Source organism: Micromonospora sp. NPDC023814 (assembly GCF_040639595.1).
Lineage (GTDB): Bacteria > Actinomycetota > Actinomycetes > Mycobacteriales > Micromonosporaceae > Micromonospora.
This window is the reverse complement of the sequence record NZ_JBFAAF010000007.1, coordinates 68,770-92,257: the sequence shown is the minus strand read 5'-3', so window position 1 is coordinate 92,257 and position 23,488 is coordinate 68,770. Positions and strand designations below refer to the sequence as shown.

Genomic DNA, 23,488 nt, shown 5'->3' with positions numbered 1-23,488 from the left:
TGCCGGTCGGCACCTGGGACGCCTGAGCCCTCCAGCGTACGCGGGCGTTGGGGCCCGCCCCGGCCGGAGCCGGGCCCGCCGCGGGTCAACCAGCGGGGCGGCCGGCTTGTTCCAGGTCAGCGGGCGCCGGAGCGCCGGCGGTCAGACGATGCGGGCGCCGGCGACCGGGCCGTGGGCGGTCCGTGCCTGGCGGCACACCCCGGCCGACGCCAGCTCGGCGGCGATCCGCTCGGCGTCGGCGGCGTCCACGGCGAGGAAGACGCAGGTCGGCCCCGAGCCGGAGACGATGCCGGCGAGCGCGCCGGCCGCCTCGCCGGCCTTCAGCGTCGCCGCCAGCGACGGGCGCATGGCCAGGGCGGCGTCCTGGAGGTCGTTGCCGAGGGTCGCGGCGAGCACCCGCGGGTCCCGCTGGCGCAGCGCCGCGAGCAGCGCGTCGGTGCTGCCCAGCGGCGCACCGGCGGTGCCGGCGTCGCGGAGCCGGTCCAGTTCGCGGTAGGCGGCCGGGGTGGAGAGGCCGCCGTCGGCGACGGCGACCACCCAGTGCCAGGACGTGGGGCGGGCCAGCACGGGGCTGACCGCCTCTCCCCGGCCGGTGCCGAGCGCCGTGCCGCCGTGGATCAGGAACGGCACGTCGGAGCCCAGGTCGGCGGCGATCCCGGCCAGCTCGTCGCGGGACAGCCCGGTGCCCCAGAGCGCGTCGCAGGCGACCAGTGCGGCGGCGGCGTCGGCGCTGCCCCCGGCCAGCCCGCCGGCCAGCGGGATCTGCTTGCGCAGGTGCAGCCGGGCGTGCGGCGGCACCCCGGCGTACCCGGCGAGGGCGTGGGCCGCCCGGATGACCAGGTTGGAGTCGTCCAGGGCCAGCTCGCCGGCCCCCTCGCCCTCCATGGTGAGGGTGAGCGTGTCGCCCCGGCGGGCGGTCAGCTCGTCGTGGATGGAGATGGCGTGGTAGACGGTGTTCAGCTCGTGGTAGCCGTCGCGGCGCAGCGGCCCCACCCCGAGATGCAGGTTGACCTTGGCGGGCACCCGGACCCGCACCGGTCCGCTGGCGCCGCGCCGCCGCTGCTCGTCCTCGTCGTCCGGTCCCCAGGCCTCGGTCACGGGGCGGTGTCCCGCAGGCGCAGGCGGATGTCGAACGGCTTCTCCACGATCAGCTCCTCGGCGGCGTCGGCGGCCGGCACGCACCGGCCGTCGACCAGGTCGTACGCGTACACGTGCGGATGGCCCGGGGCGGGCACGGCGTCAGCCTACTGTGCGGCGGACGGAGCGGCCGGGGCCGACGCGGCGATGGCGGCGAACTGCTCGACGGAGAGTGACTCGCCGCGCGCGCCGGGGTCGACGCCGGCGGCGGTGAGCGCGGCGGCGGCCCGGTCCGCGCCGCCGGCCCAGCCGGCCAGCGCGGCGCGCAGGGTCTTGCGGCGCTGCGCGAACGCCGCGTCCACCACGGCGAAGACCCGTTCCCGGGATACGTCGTCACGGGGCGGCTCGCGGCGGGTGAAGGCGACCAGTCCGGAGTCGACGTTCGGCACCGGCCAGAACACGTTCGGCGGGACCTTCCCGGCGGCGCGGGCGCGGGAGTACCAGGCGAGCTTGACCGACGGGACGCCGTACACCTTGGAGCCGGGACCGGCGACGAGCCGGTCGGCGACCTCCTTCTGCACCATCACCAGGCCGTGCCGCAGGCTGGGCAGCTCGGCGAGCAGGTGCAGCACCACCGGCACGGCCACGTTGTAGGGCAGGTTCGCCACCAGCGCGGTCGGTGCCGGGTCGGCCAGGTCGGCGGCGCGTACGCGCAGCGCGTCGGCGTGGTGCACGGTGAGCCGGGCGGCGTCCGGGCCGGCGTGCCGGGCGGCGGTCTCCGGCAGCGCGCCGGCCAGCGTCGAATCGATCTCCACGGCGTGCACGTGGGCGGCGGCGGGGAGCAGGGCCAGGGTGAGCGAGCCGAGGCCGGGGCCGACCTCCAGTGCCACGTCGTCCGGGGTCAGCCCGGCGGCGGTGACGATGCGCCGCACCGTGTTGGGGTCGTGCACGAAGTTCTGGCCGAGCCTCTTGGTGGGGGCGACGCCCAGCCGGGCGGCCAGTTCCCGGATCTCCGCCGGGCCGAGGAGACCGGTCACGCCCCGTAGCCTATGCGGGCCGGCACGGGCGTGCGGAGGGGGCCCGTGGCGGGGGACCTGCCGGTCACCACGGGCCGAAGACGCGGTCGCCGGTGGCGGAGATGGCGGCGCAGAGATCGTCCAGGTCCGCGCCGGTCGTCTCGGCCAGCGCCCGGACGGTCAGCGGGATCAGGTACGACGCGTTGGGCCGGCCGCGGTGCGGCATCGGGGTCAGGTACGGCGCGTCGGTCTCCACCAGGATCTGGTCGAGCGGGGTCAGCGCGGCGGCCTCGCGCAGCGCCCCGGCGCTGCCGAAGGTGACGGTGCCGGCGAAGCTGAGCAGGTAGCCGCGGCGGACGCACTCGGCGGCGAAGTCGGCGTCGCCGGAGAAGCAGTGCAGCACCACGGTGTCGGGCGCGCCCTCGTCGTCGAGGATCCGCAGCACGTCGGCGTGCGCGTCCCGGTCGTGGATGACCAGCGCCTTGCCGTACCGCTTGGCGATGGCGATGTGCGCGCGGAAGCTCTCCTCCTGCACGGCCCGCCCCTCCTCCCCGGTGCGGAAGAAGTCCATCCCGGTCTCGCCGATGCCGCGTACCCGGTCGCGGGCGGCGAGTGCCTCGATCTCGCGCAGCGCCTCGTCGAGGTCGGCCAGGCGGGGCGCCTCGTTCGGGTGCAGCGCCACGGTGGCCAGCACGGCCGGGTGGGCGTCGGCGGCGTCGGCGCCCCAGCGGGACGACGTCACGTCCACCCCGACCTGCACCAACCGGTCGACGCCCACGGAGGCGGCGACGGCGACGACCGCCGCGACGGGGTCCGCGGCGGGGCCGCCGTTCGAGTCGGCAGCTGCCCGCGCCCCCGGCTCGCCCGTCGCGCCCTGTGGGGGCACGCCGGCCTCGCTGACGGTGATGTCGAGGTGGGTGTGGCTGTCCAGCACGGGGCGGGGCAGCGGCTCGGGGGCGGGCGGGAACTCCCCCGCCCGGCGGGCGGCGCGCTGCTTGCGGGTTTCGGTGGGCTCGCTCATCGCAGGCCAGCATCACACACCGTCGGCGGCCCGCGTCGCGGGGACGCCACCGGCCGTTCACCGACTCGGCACATGTCGGGCCTAGCGTCAGGGGGGTGACCGTCACCCCTCAGACCAGCGGAAACGACCTCAGCGTCACGTACGGGGGCGCGGTGTACCCGGCGGAGGAGATCGCCCGGGGCGCGGCGTACGAGTTGTCCAGCGCGGCCGAGGCACCCGGCTTCGAGTGGTCCCGGCCCGGCACGACCCGGCCGTGGCGCAGGTTCGTGCACGCCACCGAGGTCAGCGACGTGCATCCGGTGACCGAGCCGGCCGAGGAGCCGGAGGCGCCGCTGCTGGTGCCGCTGCACCGGGAGCGGGGCTGGTCGTACGTGCAGCAGCTCAGCCAGCAGCCGACGGCGGCCGGCGACCCGACGCTGGCGACGGTGCGCGCCTCGGCGGTGGTCCGGCGCGGCACCCGGATGGTGAAGGTGCTCTCCGCCCGGCAGCTCGCCGGGTACGTGCGCGGGTGGCTGCCGCACGGCTTCTGCTACCGGGAGCACGACGTGGCGCACCTGCGTACCCCGGCGGCGACGACGGTGCTGCGCACCGACGGCTCGGACGCCCGGGACGGCGCGGACGTGACGTACGCGCTGCGCTGGCGGGCCGCCGACCCGGACGACTACGACGTGCCGGTCGGCGAGGCGCACCGCGGCCTGACGGCGCTGGCGCCCCGCGACCGGCTGGGCGCGGCGGTCCTCGGCACGGGGTTCGTGCCGAGCAACGGTCAACTCGTCCCGGAGTTCGTCACGCGGGACTTCGCGGACCTGCCGATGCCGGCGAACGCCACCCTGCTCGCCTACCCGGCCGACGGCGTGGAGGTGGTGCTCTACAGCTACCAGGCCGAGCAGCGCGGCTGGCTGCGGATGGCCGGCCCGCAGTGGCGGCACCTGCTGGCGGCCGTGCCGGGGCTCTCCCCCGACCAGGAGTACGTGCCGACGGGCGAGGCGCCCCGCTCCACGCGGCTGGTCGGCGGCTACGCCGGCGGCGACTACGAGGCGGTGGCCGACCTGCCCGGCGGGTTCCGGGTGCTGGCGATGACCCGCGCCACCCGGTACCCGGTCGAGTGGGCGGCCCGCCGGCTGCGGCTGGCCGACTGGCGGGGCGTGCCCTGCCTGGTGCTGCGGGAGGAGACCGGCTGGCTCCGCCTGCGGCTGCGCCGACCGGATCCGGACGCGGTGGCGGAGACCGGGGCGCAGTGCCAGGAGCGGGGCGTCTACGAGGCGTGGGCGCCGGCCGCCGAGGTCACCGAGGACCGGGTGGTGGACCTGCCGTACCGGCTCTGACCCGGCGCGTGCCGGATGTCGCCGGCATAACCGGGGACGGGGTGGGAACCCGCACGTGTCCCGCTGTCACGTGACCAGGAGACGCGCATGCCCTTCATCACCGTGGGGACGGAGAACTCCGCCCCCATCGACCTGTACTACGAGGACCACGGCGCCGGTCAGCCGATCGTGCTGATCCACGGATTCCCGTTCAACGGGGCGACCTGGGAGAAGCAGACCGGGCCGCTGCTGGCCGCCGGATACCGGACGATCACGTACGACCGGCGGGGTTTCGGCGCTTCCGCCCAACCGGCGTTCGGGTACGACTACGACACGTTCGCCGCCGACCTGGACGTGCTGATGACCGAGCTGGACCTGCGCGACGCGATCCTGGTCGGCCACTCGATGGGCACCGGCGAGGTGACCCGCTACCTGGGCGTGTACGGCTCGCAGCGGGTCGACCGGGCGGTGCTGCTGGCCCCGCTCGCGCCGTTCCTGCTGAAGACCTCGGACAACCCGGAGGGGGTCGAGAAGAGCCTCTTCCAGGGCTTCCAGCAGGCGATCGTCGAGGACCGCTTCGCCTACCTCACCACCTTCTGCGAGGCGTTCTTCAACTATCAGGAGAACAGGGGCAAGCTGGTCAGCGAGGAGGCGTTCCGGGCGCACTGGGAGATCGGCACCCGGGCCTCGGCGAAGGGCACCCACGACAGCGTGGACGCCTGGCAGACCGACTTCCGGGGCGACGTGTCCCGCATCGACGTGCCGGTGCTGATCGTGCAGGGCGACTCCGACGCGGTGCTGCCGTACCCGAAGACCGGTCAGCGGCTCCAGCCCATGCTGCCCGGCAGCCAGTTGGTCACCCTGAAGGGCGCGCCGCACGGCATCCCGTGGACGAACGCGCCCGAGGTGAACCGCAGCATCATGGACTTCATCGGCGCACCGGCGATGGCGCGGGCCTGACCGCCCCGCCCCGGAAGCGCAGCCGCACGGCCTGGCACGGACGACGACGGGCGCGACCCCCTCGGGGGCCGCGCCCGTCGGCACGCTCGGGATCAGCCGGCCAGGCGGGCCAGCTCCTCGTCGACGATCGACGGGTCGAGCTTGCGGAAGACCGGCTTCGGCGCGGCCAACGCCCGGCCCACCTCCAGCGGCACGGACTCCCAGCGCGCGCCGACGGAGTAGTCACCGGTCAGCACCGGGTACGCGGGCCCGCCGTCGAGGTCGTCGACCTCCTCGATGACCGGCATCGGGGCGTGCACGCCGGTGCCGCCGAGCAGCTCGTGCACCTTCTGCGCGGAGTGCGGCAGGAACGGGGTGAGCAGCGTGTTGGCGTCGCTGACCACCTGGAGGGCGACGTGCAGGATGGTGCCCATCCGGGGCTTGTCGGCCTCGCCCTTGAGCTTCCACGGGGCCTGCTCGGAGAGGTACTTGTTGGCCTCGGCGACCACCCGCATCGCCTCACCGATGGCCTGCTTCTGCCGGTGCCGGGCGATCAGGTCGCCGACCGTGGCGAAACCGGCCCGGGCGACGGCGAGCAGCGCCTCGTCGGCCTCGGTGAGCCCGGCCGGGTCGACGGGCGGGATCGCGCCGAAGTTCTTCGCCGCCATCGAGATGGAGCGGTTGACCAGGTTGCCCCAGCCGGCGACCAGCTCGTCGTTGTTGCGGCGGAGGAATTCGGCCCAGGTGAAGTCGGTGTCGTTGCTCTCCGGGCCGGCGGCGGCGATGAAGTAGCGCAGTGCGTCGGCGTCGTACCGCTCCAGGAAGTCCCGGACGTAGATGACGACCCGCCGGGAGGAGGAGAACTTGCGCCCCTCCATGGTCAGGTATTCGCTGGAGACCACCTCGGTGGGCAGGTTGAGCCGGCCCAGCTCGCCCGGCTGGCCGTCGCGGTCACCCTCGCCCGAGTAGCCGGAGAGCAGCGCCGGCCAGATCACCGAGTGGAAGACGATGTTGTCCTTGCCCATGAAGTAGTAGGCGCGGGCGTCACCGCCGACTCCGTCGGCAAACGGGACACCGCCCTCCGCGCCCGTTGAATTCCAGTACCTGCGCCACGCCTCCGGGTCGCCGGAGCGGCGGGCCCACTCGATCGAGGCGGAGAGGTAGCCGATCACCGCGTCGAACCAGACGTAGATGCGCTTGTCGGGGCGGTCCCGCCAGCCGTCGAGCGGGATCGGCACGCCCCACTCCAGGTCCCGGGTGATGGCCCGGGGCTGGAGGTCGTCGAGCAGGTTCCGCGAGAAGCGCAGCACGTTGGGCCGCCAGCCCTCGCGGGTGTCCAGCCACTGCCGCAGCACGTCGGCCAGGGCGGGCAGGTCCAGGAAGAAGTGCTCGGTCTCGACGAACTTCGGGGTCTCCCCGTTGATCCGCGACTTCGGGTCGATCAGGTCGATCGGGTCGAGCTGGTTGCCGCAGTTGTCACACTGGTCGCCCCGGGCGCTGTCGTAGCCGCAGATCGGGCAGGTGCCCTCGATGTAGCGGTCGGGCAGGGTCCGGCCGGTGGACGGGGAGATCGCGCCCATGGTGGTCTTCGGGACGATGTAGCCGTTGCGGTACATCCCCTCGAACAGCTCCTGCACCACCGCGTAGTGGTTGCGGGTGGTGGTGCGGGTGAACAGGTCGTAGGAGAGCCCGAGGCCGTGCAGGTCCTCGACGATCACCCGGTTGTAGCGGTCGGCCAGCTCGCGCGGGGTGACGCCGTCGGCGTCCGCCTGCACCTGGATGGGGGTGCCGTGCTCGTCGGTGCCCGACACCATGAGCACGTCGTGGCCGGCCATCCGCATGTACCGGCTGAAGACGTCGGAGGGAACGCCGAAACCGGAGACGTGGCCGATGTGGCGCGGGCCGTTGGCGTACGGCCAGGCAACCGCCGCGAGAACGTGACTCATGACCAGCAAGCCTAGTGACCCGCTTCGGGTGACCGCGAATCAATACGGCTCGCGGGTCGGCGGACCGGCCGGATCGGCTCCGCCATTTGTCCGATTTGTCGCCGACACGCGGCCTGAGCTGCCCGTCCACGTGCGGGTGGCGGGGTGCAATGAACGCCGTGACTGGCAGAAGAGCGGCCCGGGATCACGACGACCGCCCCTCCGGCCCGCCGGACGGCGGTGCGGCCGGTGCGTCGCGCGGCACCGTCGCGCCGCATCCGCGGGCGGTCCCGCCCGCCGCGCCGCCGGAGCCGCCCGCCGGGCCCACCGAGCCGCCCACCGAGCCGCCCGCCGACCCCGCCGGGCCGCCCGCCGAGACGGCCGAGGCCGCCGAGCCGGCCGCCGAGGTCGAGCCCACGACCGGGGCGCCGGTCGACGCCGTGCCGCGCCGGGTCCCGGTCCGCCAACCCCACCACGCCCGCCGGGGACGTCCCGCCGACGGGGGTACGCCGGACGGCGACGACCCCGGCGGTACGACCGACGGCGACGACGGCGCGTACTGGCCGCCGATCGAGCAGGTGCACTGGGACGGCACGCCGATCAGAGAGAAGCCGCCGCACGAACGGCAGCGGTCGTCCCGGGACCGGGACCGGCGGGCCCGGCGCGCCCCGCGCCCGCCCGATCCGCTGCCGGGGCTGGCCGCGCTGCTGGCGCTGAGCCTGGTCGCGACCTTCTTCGCCTGGGTCAGCGCGGGGCCGTTCTGGCTGGCGGTGGGGCACGCCACCCCGGGCACGGCGGTGATCGTCGACTGCACCGGGGGCGGGCTCGCCCAGCGCTGCCGGGGCAACTTCACCCCCGCCGACGAGCCGTGGATCGCGCACGGCGTACGGGTCAGCGGGGTGGCCGCGGAGCGGACCGCGACCGGCGCGACGCTGCCGGCCCGGATGACCGGCCCGGACGGCGGCACCGCGTACGCGGACGCCGGGGCGGCCGGGCACCTGCGCTGGCTGCTCGGCCTGCTGGTGGTGCTGGGCTGCTGCGCCGGGATCGCCAGGTGGACCGGGGCCATCCGGCTCGCCGACCCCCGGACCCGCCGCTGGGCGGTCACCGGCGCCGTGGCCGGCCCGCTGGTGATCACCCTCGGCTTCCTCGTCGCCGCCTGGTGAGTCGCCTCGCGAGGCGGACCAGGTCGTCGGCGGAGAGCCGGATCGCGCGGCGTCAGGCGTGCACGACTCCGTAGACGTCGCGCCGGCGCAGGCCGTACTCCGTGGCGACCTCGGTGATCGCGTCCCGCCGGGACAGGCCGGCGGCCTCCCGGGCGGCGACGGCGGCCCGCAGGGTGTCGTCGTCGGGGCGTTCCGGGGCCGTCTCGGGCGCGCCCGCCACCACGAGGGTGATCTCGCCGCGGGGCTCCCCCGCGGCGGCCCAGTCGGCCAGCTCACCGAGCGGGCGGCGGACGATCTCCTCGTACGTCTTGGTCAGCTCGCGGCACAGCGCGGCGGGCCGGTCGGCGCCGAACGCGGCGGCCAGGTCGGCGAGCGCGCCGGCGATCCGGTGCGGCGCCTCGAAGAAGACCAGCGTCCGTTCCTCGGCGGCGAGCGCCCGCAGCCGGGACCGGCGGGCGCCGGGGGTGCGCGGCAGGAAGCCCTCGAAGCAGAACCGGTCGCAGGGCAGCCCGGACAGCGCCAGCGCGGTGGTGACGGCGCTCGGGCCGGGCGCGGCGGTGACCGGCACGCCGGCGTCCAGGGCGGCCCGCACCAGCCGGTAGCCGGGGTCGGAGACGCTCGGCATGCCGCCGTCGGTGACCAGGGCGACCACGTAGCCGGCGGTCAGCACGTCGGCCAGCTCGGGGGTGCGCCGCTCCTCGTTGCCCTCGAAGTAGGAGACGATCCGCCCCGCCACGGTGACGTTCAGGTCGCGGGCCAGGCGGGTGAGCCGGCGGGTGTCCTCGGCGGCCACCACGTCGGCGGCGGCGAGCACCTCGCGGAAGCGCGCCGAAGCGTCGGCCGGGTTGCCGAGCGGCGCGCCGAGGAGGATCAGGCGCCCGGTGTCGGACATTTCACCCACGGGAACGGCTCCTTCATCGACAGGGGTGCCGGTATCGGAGACGACGGGCGCCACCGGGCACCTTGGCAGCCTACGATCGCCGGGTGACGAGTGCGTCGACAGCACAGAGCGCGGACCAGACGGGACCCGATCCCACGACGGGGGAGCCACCGGAAGGGTCGTCCCCGGCTCGCGGCGGCGGTGTTCCCGGCATCGTCCGGCGCCGGCTGGCGACCGTGGAGGCCCGGCTGGACGCGCGCTCCTGGCTGGCCACCGGCGTGATCGTCGCGATCGCGGCGATCCTGCGGTTCGTCGGCCTGAGCCATCCGCCCGGGAAGATCTTCGACGAGATCTACTACGCCCGCGAGGGCTGGGCCCTGGTCGACAAGGGCGTCGAGTGGAACTACAAGGACGGCGGCCCCTCGTACGTGGTCCACCCGCCGCTAGGCAAATGGCTGATCGGGCTCGGCGAGTGGGCCTTCGGCTACTCGGACGCCGAGCACGGCATCTCCGTGCCGGGGCACCTGATGACCACCGCCCCGGAGTTCGGCTGGCGGTTCTCGGCGGCGGTCGTCGGCACCCTGTCGGTGCTGATGTTGGTCCGCATCGGCCGGCGGATGTTCCGCTCGACCGCGCTCGGCTGCGCGGCCGGCCTGCTGCTCGCGTTGGACGGCTTCCACCTGGTGCTGTCCCGCACGGCGCTGCTCGACATCTTCCTGCTGTTCTTCGTGCTGGCCACGTTCGGCGCCCTGGTGCTGGACCGGGACGCCCGGCGCCGCCGGTGGGCCCGGGCGCTGGAGGCGGGCCTCGACCCGGGCCGGCCGGGGCGGGCCGGGCGGCCGGCGGGCGGCTGGCGGAACTGGCCGTGGTGGCGTCTGGCCGCCGGGGTGCTGTTCGGCTGTGCCTGCGCGGTGAAGTGGAGCGCGCTCTACTTCCTGCCCGTGTTCGCGCTGCTGGTGATCCTCTGGGAGGTCGGGGTCCGCCGCTCCGCGGGCGCCCGCCGGCCGTGGCGGGACACCCTCCTCGACGAGTTGCCCTGGCTGGTGCTGGCCGGTGTGCTGATGGTGGTCACCTACGTCGCCACCTGGTCCGGCTGGCTGCTCGGCGACGACGGCTACTACCGGCTCGCGGAGCGGTACCCGAACGCGCCGCTGAGCGACACCCCGGTCATCGGGGCGCTGCACAACCTCGTCGAGTACCACAAGGCGGCGTACGGCTTCCACCGGACACTGGACGAGGGGCACAAGTATCAGTCGTGGCCGTGGCAGTGGCTGCTGCTGGGCCGGCCGGTCGCCTTCTACTGGTCGGGCAACGGGGCGTGCGGCGCGCCGAGCTGCGCCTCGGAGGTCCTGCTGCTCGGCACGCCCCTGCTCTGGTGGTCGTTCCTGCCCGCCCTGGTGGCGCTGGCGTGGCTGGGCCTGGCCCGGCGGGACTGGCGGGCCGGCGCGATCCTGCTCGTCGTGGCGGCCGGCCTGCTGCCCTGGTTCTGGTTCGCGCTGGACGGCCGGACGATGTTCTCCTTCTACACCGCGCCGGTGCTGCCGTTCCTGGTGCTGGCGGTGGTCTACGTGCTCGGCGCGATCGTCACACCCGCCGGCCCGCCCGGGGGCGGCACCGTCGCGCCGCTCGACGCCGGCCAGGACCGCCGGCTCGTGGGCGGGGTGATCGCCGGGGCGTACGTACTGCTGGTCGCGCTCTGCTTCGCGTACTTCCATCCGATCTTCGTCGGCAAGCTGCTCCCGTACGCCGAGTGGTCGGCGCGGATGTGGCTGGACGGCCGCTGGATCTGACCGACGGCGCGCGACCCGCCGCGGCTCCGGGCCCCGGGGCGCGGCGGACGCACGAGAACGGGCCCGCACGCGTGGCGTGCGGGCCCGTCGACGTAGATGCGCGCCCCGATCGCCTGCCACGGGGGAAGCGGGCGATTGGGGCGCGCATGAAGAGCTTAACCACCCCACACCACTGGCACAACGGGTCGACTTCGGTCAGATTTCCGACCTACGCGACACCGAACGGATGGTTTACATCCGACATCTTACGGTCCGTCATCCTGCACAAACGGTGCGGATCGACCGCCGCCGCGAACCGGCGGCCGGCCGAACTTCCCGGCCGGCCACCCCCTGACCGACGTGCGGTTCATGCCTCGTCATTCCATATTCGACGGCCTGCGCTGATCGTCATCGGCGTCGCCGGACAGGCCGTTCATCCGGATGTTCACCTTCTGGAGACCGCACGTCAGGCAACACGGCATAACCAGACATAAAGCTCCAATTGCCTCCCTACTCTCGTCCGAGTGGTCGTTTACATTCACGACGGTGGGTCACCCGCCGTCCTCAAGGGACTTTCCGGCGCCGCCCGCTCCGACGCCGCCCCGGCCCTCGTCGACGCCACCGGGCGGCGACACCGACCGGCACGGCGCAGCGGCGTCCGCGCCGCGGCAGGCCGCCTGACGCACCTCTCGGTCGTCGCGACCACTGTCCGGTCGGGACCGGCGCTCCCGACCCGCGGCCCTCGGATGTCGACGCCCCGCCACACCTGCACGCGACCGATCAGCCCCGGCCGGTAGCAGGCGCAAGCGCCGGCTGATCCCGGCGGCGGTAGGCGGTTCAGCCGACACCCGTCACGACGATTTGGCACTTCCGTGACGCCTCACGGGTTTCACGGCGATCTCGCTGTCCATCGCACCTGCCCTGCGGAGGGCTTCTGTCGGACATCCCTGCCACCGGTCCGGTGATGACGGGGTCCGCACAGGCGTCCGCCGCACGGCACCGGTTGCTTGCTCGTAATCGACGCAGGAGGTTTGCGGTTCCGTGGAACAGGTAGCTCTCACCGGTACGCCCACGTCTCCCCCGGTGCCGGAGCGTCTTCCGGACGCGGAGGCGCGCGTCGCGGTCGGCTCGCTGGTCGTCGATGCCGTGCGGGGGCCGTGGGACGAGGGCGGCGTCACGCGCCCGCGGCGCCTGCACCACGTGTTCGAGTCCGCGTGCGACCGGAACCCGTCGGCCATCGCGCTCGAGTGCGGCGGTGCGCGGCTGACCTACCGCGAGCTGGACGAGCGCGCCAACCGGTTGGCCCACCACCTGCGCGCGCTCGGTGTCGGGGACGGCTCGCGGGTGGCCATCCTGCTGCGGCGCTCCGTCGAGACGTACGTGGCGTTGCTGGGCGTGGGGAAGGCCGGCGCGGCGTTCGTGCCGATCGACCCCGAGTCCCCGGCCGACCGGGTCGCCTACATCGCCGAGGATTCCGCCGTCGACCTGGTGTTGACGTCCTCGGCGCTCGCCGACCGGGTGGGCGACCGGCCGGCCCTCGTCGTCGACGAGTGCGCCGCCGACCTCGCCGCCGCGCCCGGCGACCGGCCGGAACTCGGCGACGGCAGCCAGGACCCCGGCGCCTACGTGATCTACACCTCGGGGTCGAGCGGTCGACCCAAGGGCGTCGACGTCGCGCAGTCGAGCATCTGCAACTTCCTCGACGTGGTGCCCGGCGTGTACGACGTGCGCCCGACGGACCGGGTCTACCAGGGCATGACGATCGCGTTCGACTTCGCGATCGAGGAGATCTGGCCGACGTGGTCGGTCGGCGCCACCCTGGTGGCCGGTCCGAACGACTCGCGCCGCCTCGGCGCGGAGCTGGCGGACTTCCTGGACGAGGCACGCATCACCGTCCTCTACTGCGTGCCCACCCTGCTGGCCACCGTTCCGCGCGACCTGCCCCGGATCCGCAACCTGCTCGTCGGCGGGGAGGCCTGCCCGGGGCAGTTGGTCGAGCGGTGGAGCCGGCCCGGCCGGCGGATCCTCAACACCTACGGGCCGACCGAGGCCACGGTCACCGCGACCTGGGGCGAGCTGCGCCCCGGGCGACCGGTCACCATCGGGCGGCCCCTGCCGACCTACTCCGTGGTGCTGCTGGACGAGCAGCGGCAGCCGGTCCCCGACGGCGAGGTGGGTGAGATCTGCATCGGCGGCCCGGGGGTGGCGCGCGGGTACGTGGGTCGCCCGGACCTGACCGCCGACCGGTTCGTCGCGCACGCCCTGGCACCGCCCGGCGGTCGGCTGTACCGCACCGGGGACCTCGGTCGGATCACCGAGGAGGGCGAGATCGAGTACCTGGGCCGGGCGGACTCCGAGGTCAAGATCCGTGGCCATCGGGTGGACCTCGGTGAGATCGAGAGCGTGCTGCTGGAGGACCCGGGGGTGGCCGAGGCCGTGGCGGCGCTGGTCCCGGTCGCCGACGCCCCGGACGCCCCCCACGAGCTGGCCGCCTACCTCGTCGCGCACGACGGCGACGAGGGCGGGTACGCGGAGCTGACCGCCCGGCTGTGCCAGACCCTGCAGACCCGGCTGCCCGGTTACATGGTGCCCTCCTTCCTGGACGTCGTCACCGCGCTGCCGACCATGCCCAGCGGAAAGGTCGACCGGAAACGGCTGCCCCCGCCGAACCGCCGGCTCACCCTCGCCACCGGCCCGATCGTGGCCGCCGAGGGCGAGCTGGAGGAGCAGGTACGCGCGGCGTGGGCGGAGGCGTTCGGCATCGAGTCCGAGGCGCTCTCGGTCGAGGCGGACTTCTTCGCCGACCTCGGAGGGCATTCGCTGCTGGCGGCGCGGGTGGTGTCGCTGCTGCGCGCCCGCGAGGTCGGCGTGAGTCCGGCGGTCCGCGACCTGTACGCCCACCCGACCGTACGAGGCATGGCGGCTCATCTCGGCGCCGCCGATCGGACCGTCGCGCCCAGCGCTCCGCCCCGCCCCGCCCCGGTGCGGCACGGCAGCCGGCGGATCGCGCTGGCCGGGTCCGGCCAGGCGGCGGTGATCTACCTGCTGCTGCTGGCGGTCACGCTCCCCGTCTCCTACGTCTACACCCGCAACGACGGTTTCGTGTCGGCCCGCGTCCTCGTGGAGCTGATGGTCGCGATCCTGCTCAGCTACCTCGGCGTGCGGTGGGTGTTGCCGGTGCTGCTGGCCCGGCCGTTGGCCGCGGGCATCCGGCCCGGCCGGTACCGCCTGTGGGGCCCCACCTACGTCCGGCTCTGGGCGCTGAACACGCTGCTGGCGGTCGGGCCGCTGCCCGTGCTCAGCGGTTCTCCGCTGATGGCGACCTACCTGCGGCTGCTCGGTGCCCGGATCGGCCGCCGGACCACGATCGCGACCAGCGCGATCAGCCTGCCGACCCTGATCTCCGTCGGTCGGGACGCCTCGGTCGGGTACGGCGTGTCGCTGCGGCCGTGGCGGGCGGAGGACGGCTGGGTCGTCGTCGGGCCGGTCACGATCGGGGCGGACGCCTTCGTCGGCGCGAACGCGGTCCTCGAGCCCGGCGCCTCGGTCGGGGCGGACGCCGGCCTCGGCGAACAGTCCGTCCTCGTCCACGGCGAGACGGTGCCACCCGGGGAGCGTTGGGCGGGCTCGCCGCCGGCACCGACCCCCCGGCTCGCTCCCACCGTGGAATCGCTGCTCAGCTACCGCCGCCTGCGGCGTGGCTGGCGCGTGCACCACATCGCCGCCGCGCTGGTCGGCCTGGTCGGTCTGGAACTCGGGGCGATCGCGATGGTCCTGCCCAGCGTGGCGCTGGTGTGGTGGGTGCTGCTGACCCGTGGTCTGCTCGCCGGCCTGGTCGCGACCCTGCCGGCCGGGATCGTCTACGTGCTCACCGTCTGCGCGTTGGTCGCCGCCGGCAAGCGTCTCGTGCTGCCGCGGGTGCCGATCGGCATCCACCACCGCATCCACTCGATGCTCGGCGTGCGCAAGTGGATCGCCGACAAGCTGCTCGAGTCGAGCCTCATGTTCACCAACTCGCTCTACGCGACCCTCTACACCGGGCCCTGGCTGCGACTGCTCGGTGCCCGGGTCGGCCGTGGCGCCGAGGTCTCCACCGCCGCGCACCTGGACCCGGACCTGCTCACCCTGGGATCGGAGAGCTTCGTCGCCGACATGGCCAGCCTCGGCGCCGCGACGTTCGCCAACGGCCGCATGGCGTTCCTGCCCACCACGGTCGGCAGCCGAGCCTTCGTCGGCAACGCCGCGTTCGTACCGGCCGGCACGGTGCTGGGCGAGGGGTCCCTGATCGGCGTCGGCACGCTGCCGCCCGACGACGGCGTCCCGGAGGGCACGTCCTGGTTGGGTTCACCGGCGATGCACCTGCCGGCGCGCCAGAGCAGCGGCTCCTTCTCCGAGGAGGTGACGTACCGCCCGCCGCGCATCGTGGTGGCCCGGCGGCTGTTCGTCGAGTTCTTCCGCGCGACCCTGCCCGCATCGGTGCTCGGCGCCAGCTTCTACCTCTACCTCCTGGCGCTGTCCTCCCTCGCCAACGGCCGGGACCTGCTCGTGCCGGCGCTGGTGTCGCCCTTCGTCGCGATGGCGTCGAGCGTCGCGGTGATCGCTTTCTGCGCGGCGACCAAGCGCAACGTCGTCGGCACCTACCGGCCCCGGGTGGAACCGCTGTGGAGCGGCTTCGTCCGGCGCACCGAGTTCGTCACCGGCCTCTACGAGGCCGCGGCGGTTCCCGCCGGCATCGGGCTCCTGGTCGGCACGCCGTTCCTGCCGCCGTTGCTGCGCTGGTTCGGGGTCCGCGTCGGCAGACGCACCTGGATCGGCACGACGTACCTCACCGAGTTCGACCTCGTCGAGATCGGCGACGACGCGACCGTGGGCACCGAGGTGTCGCTGCAGACCCACCTGTTCGAGGACCGGGTGATGAAGATGTCCGTCGTCACGGTCGGCGCCGGCGCCACGATCGGCACCCGCGCCATCGTGCTCTACGACGCGGTCGTCGGCGACGACGTCATGTTGGGCTCGCTCTCGCTGCTGATGAAGGGCGAACACCTGGTTGCCGGGACCCGATGGCGCGGGATCCCCGCCCAGGGCGTGCTCACCCACCACACCACGAGCCAACGGGCGGCCTGATGCCGCGCCGTACGGCTGCGGCCCGCACCGCTCCGCAGCCCGATCCCGTCCACATCCACCCACCGAAAGGGAAGAACGCTCGATGAACAAGGCACTGCTGGTTTCCGACGCGGCCCACTTCCGCGTCGACTACGAGATCAACCCGTACATGCACACCGAGATCCAGCCCGATCACGCGGTGGCGATCCTCGAACACGAGCGCATCGTCGCCGCGCACCGGGCGGCGGGGCGCAGCATCGAGTACGTGACGTCGGCGCCGGAGTGCCCGGACATGGTCTTCACCGCGAACGCCGCCCTGGTGCGGGGCCGTCGGGCCGTGCTGGGAGCACCACCACCCGAGCGCAAGGCGGAGCTGCCGTACTTCCAGGAGTGGCTGATCGACCACGACTTCGAGGTCCTGGAGGCGCCGTACCCGTTCAGCGGGCAGGGCGACGCCCTGGCCTGCGGCGACCTGCTGCTCGCCGGCTACGGCCAGCGGACCGACCGGCGGATGCACGCCGTGCTCGCGGAGGAGCTGGGCTACGAGATCGTGCCGCTGCGGACGGTGAGCCACCAGTGGTACGACCTCGACCTGGCGGTCGGCGTCGTCGAGCCGGGGCGAACGCTCGCCTACTGCCCGGAGGCCCTCGACGAGCCGAGCCGCCAGCGGCTGCGCGGCCTCGGCATGGACCTGATCGAGGTCTGCGTCGAGGAGGCGACGCGCTTCGCGCTCAACCTGATCAGTGACGGCACCACCGTGACCATGACCAGGGGGGCGCCGCGGCTGGCGACCGCGCTGCGTGAGCGTGGCCTGCGGGTCGTCGAACTCGACACGACCGAGCTCGCCAAGGGCGGAGGCGGGGTCCGCTGCACCGCGCTGACCCTCGACGCCCCGCTGCCGACGAGGCCGTGATGGCGATGGGGAACGTCGGTCGGCTGCTCGCCGCCGGCGGGCGGGCACTCGCCGGGCGTGGCCTGACGGTCCGCTCGCCCCTGCCCGGGTCGCCGGAGCCGCCGGTGGCGCTGGTCTACCGGGGGCCGGCGGCGCTGCCCGGCTGTCCGGAGGCGGTGGCGGCGCTACTCAAGTCCAGCCGTTGGGGCTTCGACGTCCGGTACGTCGGCCCGGACGCGGACGACCTGCCGCTGACCCAGCGGGCCCTGGCCGGGGCGACGCTCTACGCCCAGCCCGGTGGCGGCACCCTCAACCGCGGCTACCGCCACCTGAAGCGCCACCGCGACGAGATCAGGCAGTTCGTCCACTCCGGCGGGAGATACCTCGGCATCTGCCTCGGCGGCTACCTCGCGGGGGCCACCCCCGGCTTCGGCCTCCTGCCCGGGGACACCGACCAGTACATCGCCTCGGCCGCCGCCACGGTCGACTCGGAGCGGAACACCGTCGTCCAGGTCTCCTGGCGCGGCCGGCGACGGACGCTCTTCTTCCAGGACGGACCGTACTTCTGGCTGAGCCCGAAGGCCGAGGCCGACGTCCTCGCGACCTACCCGAACGGCACCGTCGCCGCGATGGTCGCCCCCTTCGGCGCGGGTCGGGTCGGGGTCGTCGGCCCGCACCCCGAAGCCACCGACGACTGGTACGTCGACGCCGGGTTGCCGATCGCCGACCGGCTCGGCACGGATCTCGGCTGCGACCTGATCGACACCGTGATGAGGCCATGACACAGACCGTTTACCTCAGCCACGCCGCCCGGGACCGGGCCGGCGACGCCCCGCCCGCGACGGCCGGGCGCTCCCGGCTGCTCGGCGTGGACGCCGCGCGTGGCGTCGCGCTGTTCGGGATGATCGCCGTGCACTCGTTGTACCAGTCCGACGCCCTCGGCCGACCGACCTGGTCGTTCACCATCTTCGGCGGCCGGGCGGCCGCCCTGTTCGCGGTGCTGGCCGGGGTCGGCATCGCGTTCCTGACCGATCGACGGCGGGTCCGCCTGACCGACGGCGCAGGGCCGGTGGCGGCGCTCGTCGTCCGGGCCCTGGCCATCGGCGCGATCGGCCTGGCACTGGGCTACGCCGACGCGTCCCTGGCGTCGGTGATCCTGCCGTACTACGCGGTGATGTTCGTGCTGGCCATCCCGCTGGTGTTCCTGCCGACCTGGCTGGTGGCGTTCACCGGCCTGGCCGTGGCCGCCGGCGTTCCCGTGCTCCGTCAACTGCTGCTGCCGCAGCTGCCGGAACCGACCTACGACAACCCGGCGTTCGCGCACCTCGTCGACGCTCCCGGCGCGCTGCTCACCGAGCTGTCGATGACGGGGGAGTTTCCGGCGGTGACGTGGCTGGCGTACCTCTGCGCCGGGCTGGTGGTCGGGCGGTTGACCCTCACCCGGATGTCGGTCATCCTCGGCCTGCTCTACGCCGGGGTCGCGCTCGCCGCGGCGGCGCCGGTGGCGTCGTGGGTCCTGCTGAACCGGTACGAGGGAATGCAGCAGATCTGGTTCACGCAGCCGAAGAGCGGGTTGACCGTGGCCGAGACGAGCGGCCTCCTCGCGCTCGGCGGGGACGGCAGCACGCCCACCTCGACGTGGTGGTGGCTCGCGGTCGACGCGCCGCACACCAGCACCCCGCTCGATCTGCTCGGCACGATCGGGAGCGCGGTCGCCGTGCTCGCCGCCATGCTGCTCCTCGGCCACGTCGCACGGCGGGCGGCCTCCGTGCTGCTGGTGCCCCTCGCCGCGGCCGGCAGCATGACGCTGACGCTCTACACCGCGCACATCGTGTTCATCAATTCCGAGCTCGACACTCTCGAGCCCACGGCCGGATACCTCGCGCAGGTCCTGGTCATCGTGCTGGTCGCGACGGCGTGGTGGGCGACCGCGGGCCGTGGCCCGCTGGAAGGGCTCGTGACGCTGCTCTCGCGCGGCGCCGGGCGACTGGTCACCCGGCCAGGCCGGGCATCGCGGGGTCGGGCCGGCATGTCGATGTACGCACGACCGGCGCCGCCTTCCGCCGACCGGCACGCGACCGCCTGGCGGCGCGGCTGACCGGCAGGGGTACGACATGGGACGGACCAGCTCGGGCCTGCTGCGGGGAGAGCCGCGGCAGATCAACCGGCGACGCCTCGTCGTCGGTGCCGGCGCCGCCGGCACCCTGGCCGCCCTCGGGTGGGCCGGCGTGTCGGCGGTCACCGGGGACGGCGACCGGCCGCTGGCACTGGTCTACCGGGGGCCGGCCGCCTGTTCCGGCTGCGCCGAGGCCGTGGCCGCCCTCCTGCGCAGCGCGCCCGGCGGGTTCCGCACCGAGTACTGCGGCCCAGGCGAGCAGCGGCAGATCTCGCGGAGCACGCTGACCGAAGCGGCGGTCTACGCCCAACCCGGCGGCGGCAACGTCGGCCCGGCCTGGCGCAGGCTGCGTGACCACGCCGAGGACATCCGTGGCTTCGTCCGCGACGGCGGCCACTACCTCGGTTTCTGCCTGGGGGCGTACCTCGCCGCCGCCCGGCCCGGCTTCGGGCTGCTCGACGGGAAGGTCGACCAGTACATCAGGACGGCCGGGGCGAGCGTCGACAGCGCCGACGACGCGGTGGTCCCCGTCCGGTGGCGCGGCAGGTCCCGGCACATGTTCTTCCAGGACGGGCCGACGCTCGAGCTGCGACCCGGGGCGCCGGGCATCGTGCTCGCCACCTACGACACCGGCGCACCCGCCGCCCTCGTCACCGCCTTCGGCGCCGGGCGGGTCGGACTCGTGGGACCGCACCCCGAAGCCGACCGGTCGTGGTACGCCGACGCCGAGCTGACCAACCCGGACGGCATCCGCCTCGACCTGGGCCATGACCTGGTGCGGAGCACGGTGGACGGGTGGGCCCCGGCGTCCGGTGGGAGCTAACCGGCCCGCGCCGTCACTCGCGCCGGTGCTGCCGGGGCAACCAGCCCATGAACCGGTCCTGGAGGGTGGTCCCGGGCGCCGGCGTCAGGTCCTGGGCGGCGGCCGCGAGGCAGGAGCCCAGGTAGACGCTGAGCATGGCGCGGTCGACCCGGTACTCCTCCAGCAACCGGGCGCGCTTGGTGGTGCACGGCCAGTCGGCGCCGCAGGTGCCGCAGGTCCAGCCCGGCGGCACCGGCGCGTGATCGTCCATCGGGGACGCTGAGCCTTCCACACCACCGGTCATCGCACTTCCTCTCCGGTTCACGTGGCGGCCCGCCCCCCGGCGGACCAAAGTCGACAATGGATGAGAGCCGTCCCCCTGCGACGCCCCATCAGCGCCACCGAACGCTACGGCGTTACGCGGTTGCGGTACGTTCACCAACCATGGCCATCGCGACGCTGACCGCGGACCAGGTGCTGGCCTGGCGGGCCGGTCGGCACCTGCTGCACCGGCCGGCGGGCGTGGACCCCGTCGACGTGGTCGGCCGGCTGGTCGGTGTGCAGGCGCAGGTCGCCTCCGCCGCCGAGCAGGCCGTCGCCGCCCGGCAGGCCGATCCCCGGCCCGGGGCGGTCGCGGCCGCGCTCGCGCGGCGTCGGCTGCTGCGCACCTGGGCGATGCGCGGCACCCTGCACGTGCTGCGCGTCGAGGACGCGCCCGCCTGCCTGTCCCTGCTGGCCGCCGGCCGGTTCTGGGAGAAGGGCTCGTGGCAGCGCACCTTCGTGACCGTGGACCGGCTCGCGGCGATCGCCGAGTCGGCCGCCGCCGCGCTGGACGGCCGGACGCTGACCCGGGAGCAGCTCACCGCCGAGATCGTGGAACGCACCGGCGACCGGACGGTCGCCGCACACCTCGACTCCGGGTGGGGGGCCGTGCTCAAGCCGCTGGCCTGGCAGGGCCTGCTGGTGCAGGGGCCGACCGAGGGCAACCGGGTCACCTTCACCCGGCCGGAGACGCTGCTGCCCGACTGGCCCGGCCTGCCCGACCCCGAGGAGGCCGCGTCCCGGGTGGTGCCGGCCTGGCTGGGCGCGTACGGGCCGGCGAGCGCGGAGACCTTCGACCAGTGGCTGAGTCGGGGCGGCTCGAAGCGGGCCGCGCTGCGCGGCTGGTTCGCCCGGCTCGTCGACGCGGGCGAACTGGTGCCGGTGACCGTCGACGAGCGGCCCGCGTACGCGCGGGCAGTCGACGTGGACGAGATCGCCGCCGCCCGCCCCGACGACGCCGTACGCCTGCTGCCCGCCTTCGACCAGTGGGTGCTCGGGCCGGGCACGAAGGACACCACGATCGTCCCGGCCGACCGACGCGCCTCCGTCAGCCGGGCCGCCGGCTGGATCTCGCCGGTGGTGGTGCACCGGGGGCGGGTGGTGGGCACCTGGGAGGCCCGCGACGGCGAGCCGGTGGTGGACCTGTGGCCGGAGTCGCCGCCGGTGCCGGCCGGCGGGCTCGACGCCGAGCGGGCGCGCGTGCGGGCGTACCTCTCGGGGGGCGGCGATGCGTGACCTGCTGCCGCCGTCGGTTGCGGTGGCGGTGGCCGGGCCGGCGGACTGGACGGGCGAGTTGCTGCCGGCCGAGCGGGCGTGCCTGAGCGACCGGGCGGTGGAGAGCCGTCGCCGCGACTTCACCGCCGGGCGGGTGTGCGCCCGGCGCGCGATGGCGGCGCTCGGCGTGTCCCCGGCCCCGGTGCCGGCGGCGGCCGACCGGTCGCCGATCTGGCCGGCGGGCGTGGTCGGCGCCATCACCCACACCCGGGACTACTGCGCGGCCGTCGCGGCCCGCGGCGCCGAGGTCCGGTCGGTCGGCATCGACGCCGAGCGGCACAAGGAGCTCAACTCGGGCGTACGCCGGCTGATCTGCCTGCCCGAGGAGGAGGGCGGGTTCGCCCGCCTGCCGGCGGGGACCTCCTGGCCGGCGGTGGTGTTCAGCGCCAAGGAGACGATCTACAAGGTGTGGCATCCGGTCGTCGGCACCTGGCTGGACTTCCACGACGCCCTGGTGGAACTCGACCCGGACGCCGGCACGTTCACCGCCCGCATCACGCCGGCCCGGATCGACGCCGCCCCGGTGGCCGACCCGCCGACCCTGGTCACCGGCCGGTTCAGCGTCGACGACGCCCTGGTGCGCACCGCCGCCGTGCTGCTGCCCCGCTGACCCGCCACCGGCCTCCTGGCCCCTTCGACCCGGCAGGTGACCCGTTCAGGGGACGACGCCGGGCCGCCGGAGAGGCGAAGATGTTCCGTTGTCCGCGCACGGTACAGCGTCAGCCGCGTTTGCCGTCGTCGTCAGGTGCCTAGGAGTACGGTGAGTCACCCCCAGCCCCCATACGGGCCGCAGGATCCCTACCAGCCGAGCCCGGAGCAGCAGCCGTACCCGCCGGCACCGCAGTTCCCCGCCAACCAGGGCGGTTACCCGCCCCAGCCGCCGGTCTCCGGCGGCCCCCAGTCCGCGGGCGACCCGTGGTCCCCGCTCCCGCCCGTGCCGCAGCAGCCGGCCAACGACCCGTGGGCCGCGCCCCAGCCGCCGGTCTCCGGCGCCCCGCAGCCCCCGGTGTCGGGCGTGCCCGGCGAGCCGTGGGCGCAGCCGCCCGTCTCCGGCGCGCCGCAGCCGCCGGTGTCCGGGACGCCGGGCGAGCCGTGGGCCCCACCGCACCAGCCGACGTCCGGGATGCCGCAGCCGCCGATCTCCGGCACGCCGTACCCGCAGGTGACGTCCGGCGCGCCCGGCTACCCGCTCGGCCCGCCGCAGCCGGTCGCGCCGGCGAACAACAAGAAGAAGACCGTCCTGATCATCGCGATCGTGGCGGTCGTGCTGACCCTGCTCTGCTGCGTCGGCGGCATCGCGGCGGTCGTCGCCGGCGCCGACAAGGCGAAGGACGACCTGGAGAAGGCCCTGCCCACCCCGGCGACCACCAACGCCGCGCCGGGCGGGGCTCCCGCCACCAGCGCCGCCCGGGGCAAGGACGACGAGACCTACAACATGAAGCCCGGCGACACGCTCGTCCTCTCCGACGACGAGGGGACCCTGGAGGTCACGGTCACCCGGTTCACCACCGCCAACAAGGGCTGCCGGGAGTACGCTCCGGACCCGGACAAGGGCATGTACCTGATCGCCCACGTCACCGCCACGGTGACCAAGGGCAAGGGCTCGATCAACCCGTTCTACTTCGAGTGGGTGGCCGACGACGGCACCACGACCAACGGGCTGGCCAGCGCGCTCTCCGGCTGCGGCGACACGCTGAGCTCCGGCAACAACCTGCGCGAGGGCAGCAAGCGCACGGGCACCGTCGTGTTCGACGTCCGCAACAAGAACGGCGCGCTGGAGTACAAGCACAAGTTCGAGAGCGCCGGCTCCTGGAAGCCGTAGTCCGCACCTGCTGACGGGAGGTCGGTCCCCTCGGGGGCCGGCCTCCCGCGCTGTCCCGGG

The 23,488-nt window shown here is 74.4% G+C and carries 19 protein-coding genes; 12 read left to right on the top strand and 7 right to left on the bottom strand.

The genetic code is table 11. The annotated features are described in order from the left end of the window. Positions 1 to 141: 141 nt before the first annotated feature. From AB0G14_RS05765 to AB0G14_RS05750, 4 genes are all read right to left on the bottom strand, one after another. A complete protein-coding gene (locus AB0G14_RS05765) occupies positions 142 to 1,098 on the bottom strand; it encodes a 4-(cytidine 5'-diphospho)-2-C-methyl-D-erythritol kinase (RefSeq protein WP_357694132.1) in 957 nt (318 codons plus the stop codon). Then, a complete protein-coding gene (locus AB0G14_RS05760; RefSeq protein WP_350701394.1) occupies positions 1,095 to 1,235 on the bottom strand; it encodes a hypothetical protein in 141 nt (46 codons plus the stop codon). The genes AB0G14_RS05765 and AB0G14_RS05760 overlap by 4 nt, the downstream gene beginning before the upstream one ends. Positions 1,236 to 1,244: 9 nt before the next feature. Then, a complete protein-coding gene (rsmA, locus tag AB0G14_RS05755) occupies positions 1,245 to 2,114 on the bottom strand; it encodes a 16S rRNA (adenine(1518)-N(6)/adenine(1519)-N(6))-dimethyltransferase RsmA (RefSeq protein WP_357694130.1) in 870 nt (289 codons plus the stop codon). 64 nt (positions 2,115 to 2,178) lie between these two features. After that, a complete protein-coding gene (locus AB0G14_RS05750) occupies positions 2,179 to 3,114 on the bottom strand; it encodes a TatD family hydrolase (protein ID WP_357694128.1) in 936 nt (311 codons plus the stop codon). Positions 3,115 to 3,209: 95 nt separating this feature from the next. Here AB0G14_RS05750 and AB0G14_RS05745 point away from each other — a divergent pair, with 95 nt between their 5' ends. Then, positions 3,210 to 4,439 (top strand): hypothetical protein, encoded by a 1,230-nt coding sequence (locus AB0G14_RS05745; RefSeq protein WP_357694126.1) that lies wholly within the window; start codon positions 3,210 to 3,212, stop codon positions 4,437 to 4,439. Positions 4,440 to 4,526: 87 nt separating this feature from the next. Next, positions 4,527 to 5,378, top strand: a complete 852-nt coding sequence (locus tag AB0G14_RS05740; protein WP_357694124.1) for an alpha/beta hydrolase — start codon at positions 4,527 to 4,529, stop codon at positions 5,376 to 5,378. 92 nt (positions 5,379 to 5,470) lie between these two features. Here AB0G14_RS05740 and metG read toward each other — a convergent pair whose 3' ends face one another. Beyond that, entirely contained in the window at positions 5,471 to 7,303 is a 1,833-nt protein-coding gene (metG, locus tag AB0G14_RS05735) for a methionine--tRNA ligase (protein ID WP_357457242.1), read from the bottom strand. A gap of 149 nt (positions 7,304 to 7,452) precedes the next feature. Between metG and AB0G14_RS05730 the strand changes: the two genes are divergently transcribed. Continuing rightward, a complete protein-coding gene (locus AB0G14_RS05730; RefSeq protein WP_357694122.1) occupies positions 7,453 to 8,448 on the top strand; it encodes a hypothetical protein in 996 nt (331 codons plus the stop codon). A gap of 52 nt (positions 8,449 to 8,500) precedes the next feature. Here AB0G14_RS05730 and rsmI read toward each other — a convergent pair whose 3' ends face one another. Further along, a complete protein-coding gene (gene rsmI / locus AB0G14_RS05725) occupies positions 8,501 to 9,349 on the bottom strand; it encodes a 16S rRNA (cytidine(1402)-2'-O)-methyltransferase (protein WP_357694120.1) in 849 nt (282 codons plus the stop codon). 83 nt (positions 9,350 to 9,432) lie between these two features. On the opposite strand from rsmI, the gene AB0G14_RS05720 reads away from it, so the two are divergent. The 6 genes from AB0G14_RS05720 (at position 9,433) to AB0G14_RS05695 (ending at position 20,031) form a co-directional block, all read left to right on the top strand. Then, positions 9,433 to 11,118 carry a phospholipid carrier-dependent glycosyltransferase gene (locus AB0G14_RS05720; protein WP_357694118.1) on the top strand — a complete coding sequence of 562 codons (1,686 nt, stop codon included), beginning with the start codon at positions 9,433 to 9,435 and terminating at the stop codon, positions 11,116 to 11,118. A gap of 1,020 nt (positions 11,119 to 12,138) precedes the next feature. Beyond that, positions 12,139 to 16,221 carry a Pls/PosA family non-ribosomal peptide synthetase gene (locus AB0G14_RS05715; RefSeq protein WP_357694116.1) on the top strand — a complete coding sequence of 1,361 codons (4,083 nt, stop codon included), beginning with the start codon at positions 12,139 to 12,141 and terminating at the stop codon, positions 16,219 to 16,221. Positions 16,222 to 16,303: 82 nt separating this feature from the next. Continuing rightward, on the top strand, positions 16,304 to 17,113 hold the full coding sequence (locus AB0G14_RS05710) for an arginine deiminase-related protein (protein WP_357694113.1): 810 nt from the start codon (positions 16,304 to 16,306) through the stop codon (positions 17,111 to 17,113). Next, a complete protein-coding gene (locus AB0G14_RS05705) occupies positions 17,113 to 17,874 on the top strand; it encodes a BPL-N domain-containing protein (protein WP_357694111.1) in 762 nt (253 codons plus the stop codon). Before AB0G14_RS05710 ends, AB0G14_RS05705 begins: the two co-directional genes overlap by 1 nt. Then, a complete protein-coding gene (locus AB0G14_RS05700) occupies positions 17,871 to 19,190 on the top strand; it encodes a heparan-alpha-glucosaminide N-acetyltransferase domain-containing protein (RefSeq protein WP_357694109.1) in 1,320 nt (439 codons plus the stop codon). The genes AB0G14_RS05705 and AB0G14_RS05700 overlap by 4 nt, the downstream gene beginning before the upstream one ends. A gap of 16 nt (positions 19,191 to 19,206) precedes the next feature. Continuing rightward, positions 19,207 to 20,031 carry a BPL-N domain-containing protein gene (locus AB0G14_RS05695; RefSeq protein WP_357694107.1) on the top strand — a complete coding sequence of 275 codons (825 nt, stop codon included), beginning with the start codon at positions 19,207 to 19,209 and terminating at the stop codon, positions 20,029 to 20,031. A gap of 13 nt (positions 20,032 to 20,044) precedes the next feature. Here the strand turns inward: AB0G14_RS05695 and AB0G14_RS05690 are convergent, their stop codons facing one another. Then, positions 20,045 to 20,281, bottom strand: coding sequence for a hypothetical protein (locus AB0G14_RS05690; RefSeq protein ID WP_357694105.1), 237 nt, complete (start codon positions 20,279 to 20,281; stop codon positions 20,045 to 20,047). Positions 20,282 to 20,454: 173 nt separating this feature from the next. On the opposite strand from AB0G14_RS05690, the gene AB0G14_RS05685 reads away from it, so the two are divergent. The 3 genes from AB0G14_RS05685 (at position 20,455) to AB0G14_RS05675 (ending at position 23,428) form a co-directional block, all read left to right on the top strand. Further along, positions 20,455 to 21,567, top strand: a complete 1,113-nt coding sequence (locus AB0G14_RS05685) for a crosslink repair DNA glycosylase YcaQ family protein (protein WP_357694103.1) — start codon at positions 20,455 to 20,457, stop codon at positions 21,565 to 21,567. Beyond that, positions 21,560 to 22,216, top strand: coding sequence for a 4'-phosphopantetheinyl transferase superfamily protein (locus AB0G14_RS05680; RefSeq protein WP_357694101.1), 657 nt, complete (start codon positions 21,560 to 21,562; stop codon positions 22,214 to 22,216). Before AB0G14_RS05685 ends, AB0G14_RS05680 begins: the two co-directional genes overlap by 8 nt. Positions 22,217 to 22,366: 150 nt before the next feature. Then, on the top strand, positions 22,367 to 23,428 hold the full coding sequence (locus tag AB0G14_RS05675) for a DUF4352 domain-containing protein (protein ID WP_357694099.1): 1,062 nt from the start codon (positions 22,367 to 22,369) through the stop codon (positions 23,426 to 23,428). Positions 23,429 to 23,488: the final 60 nt, after the last annotated feature.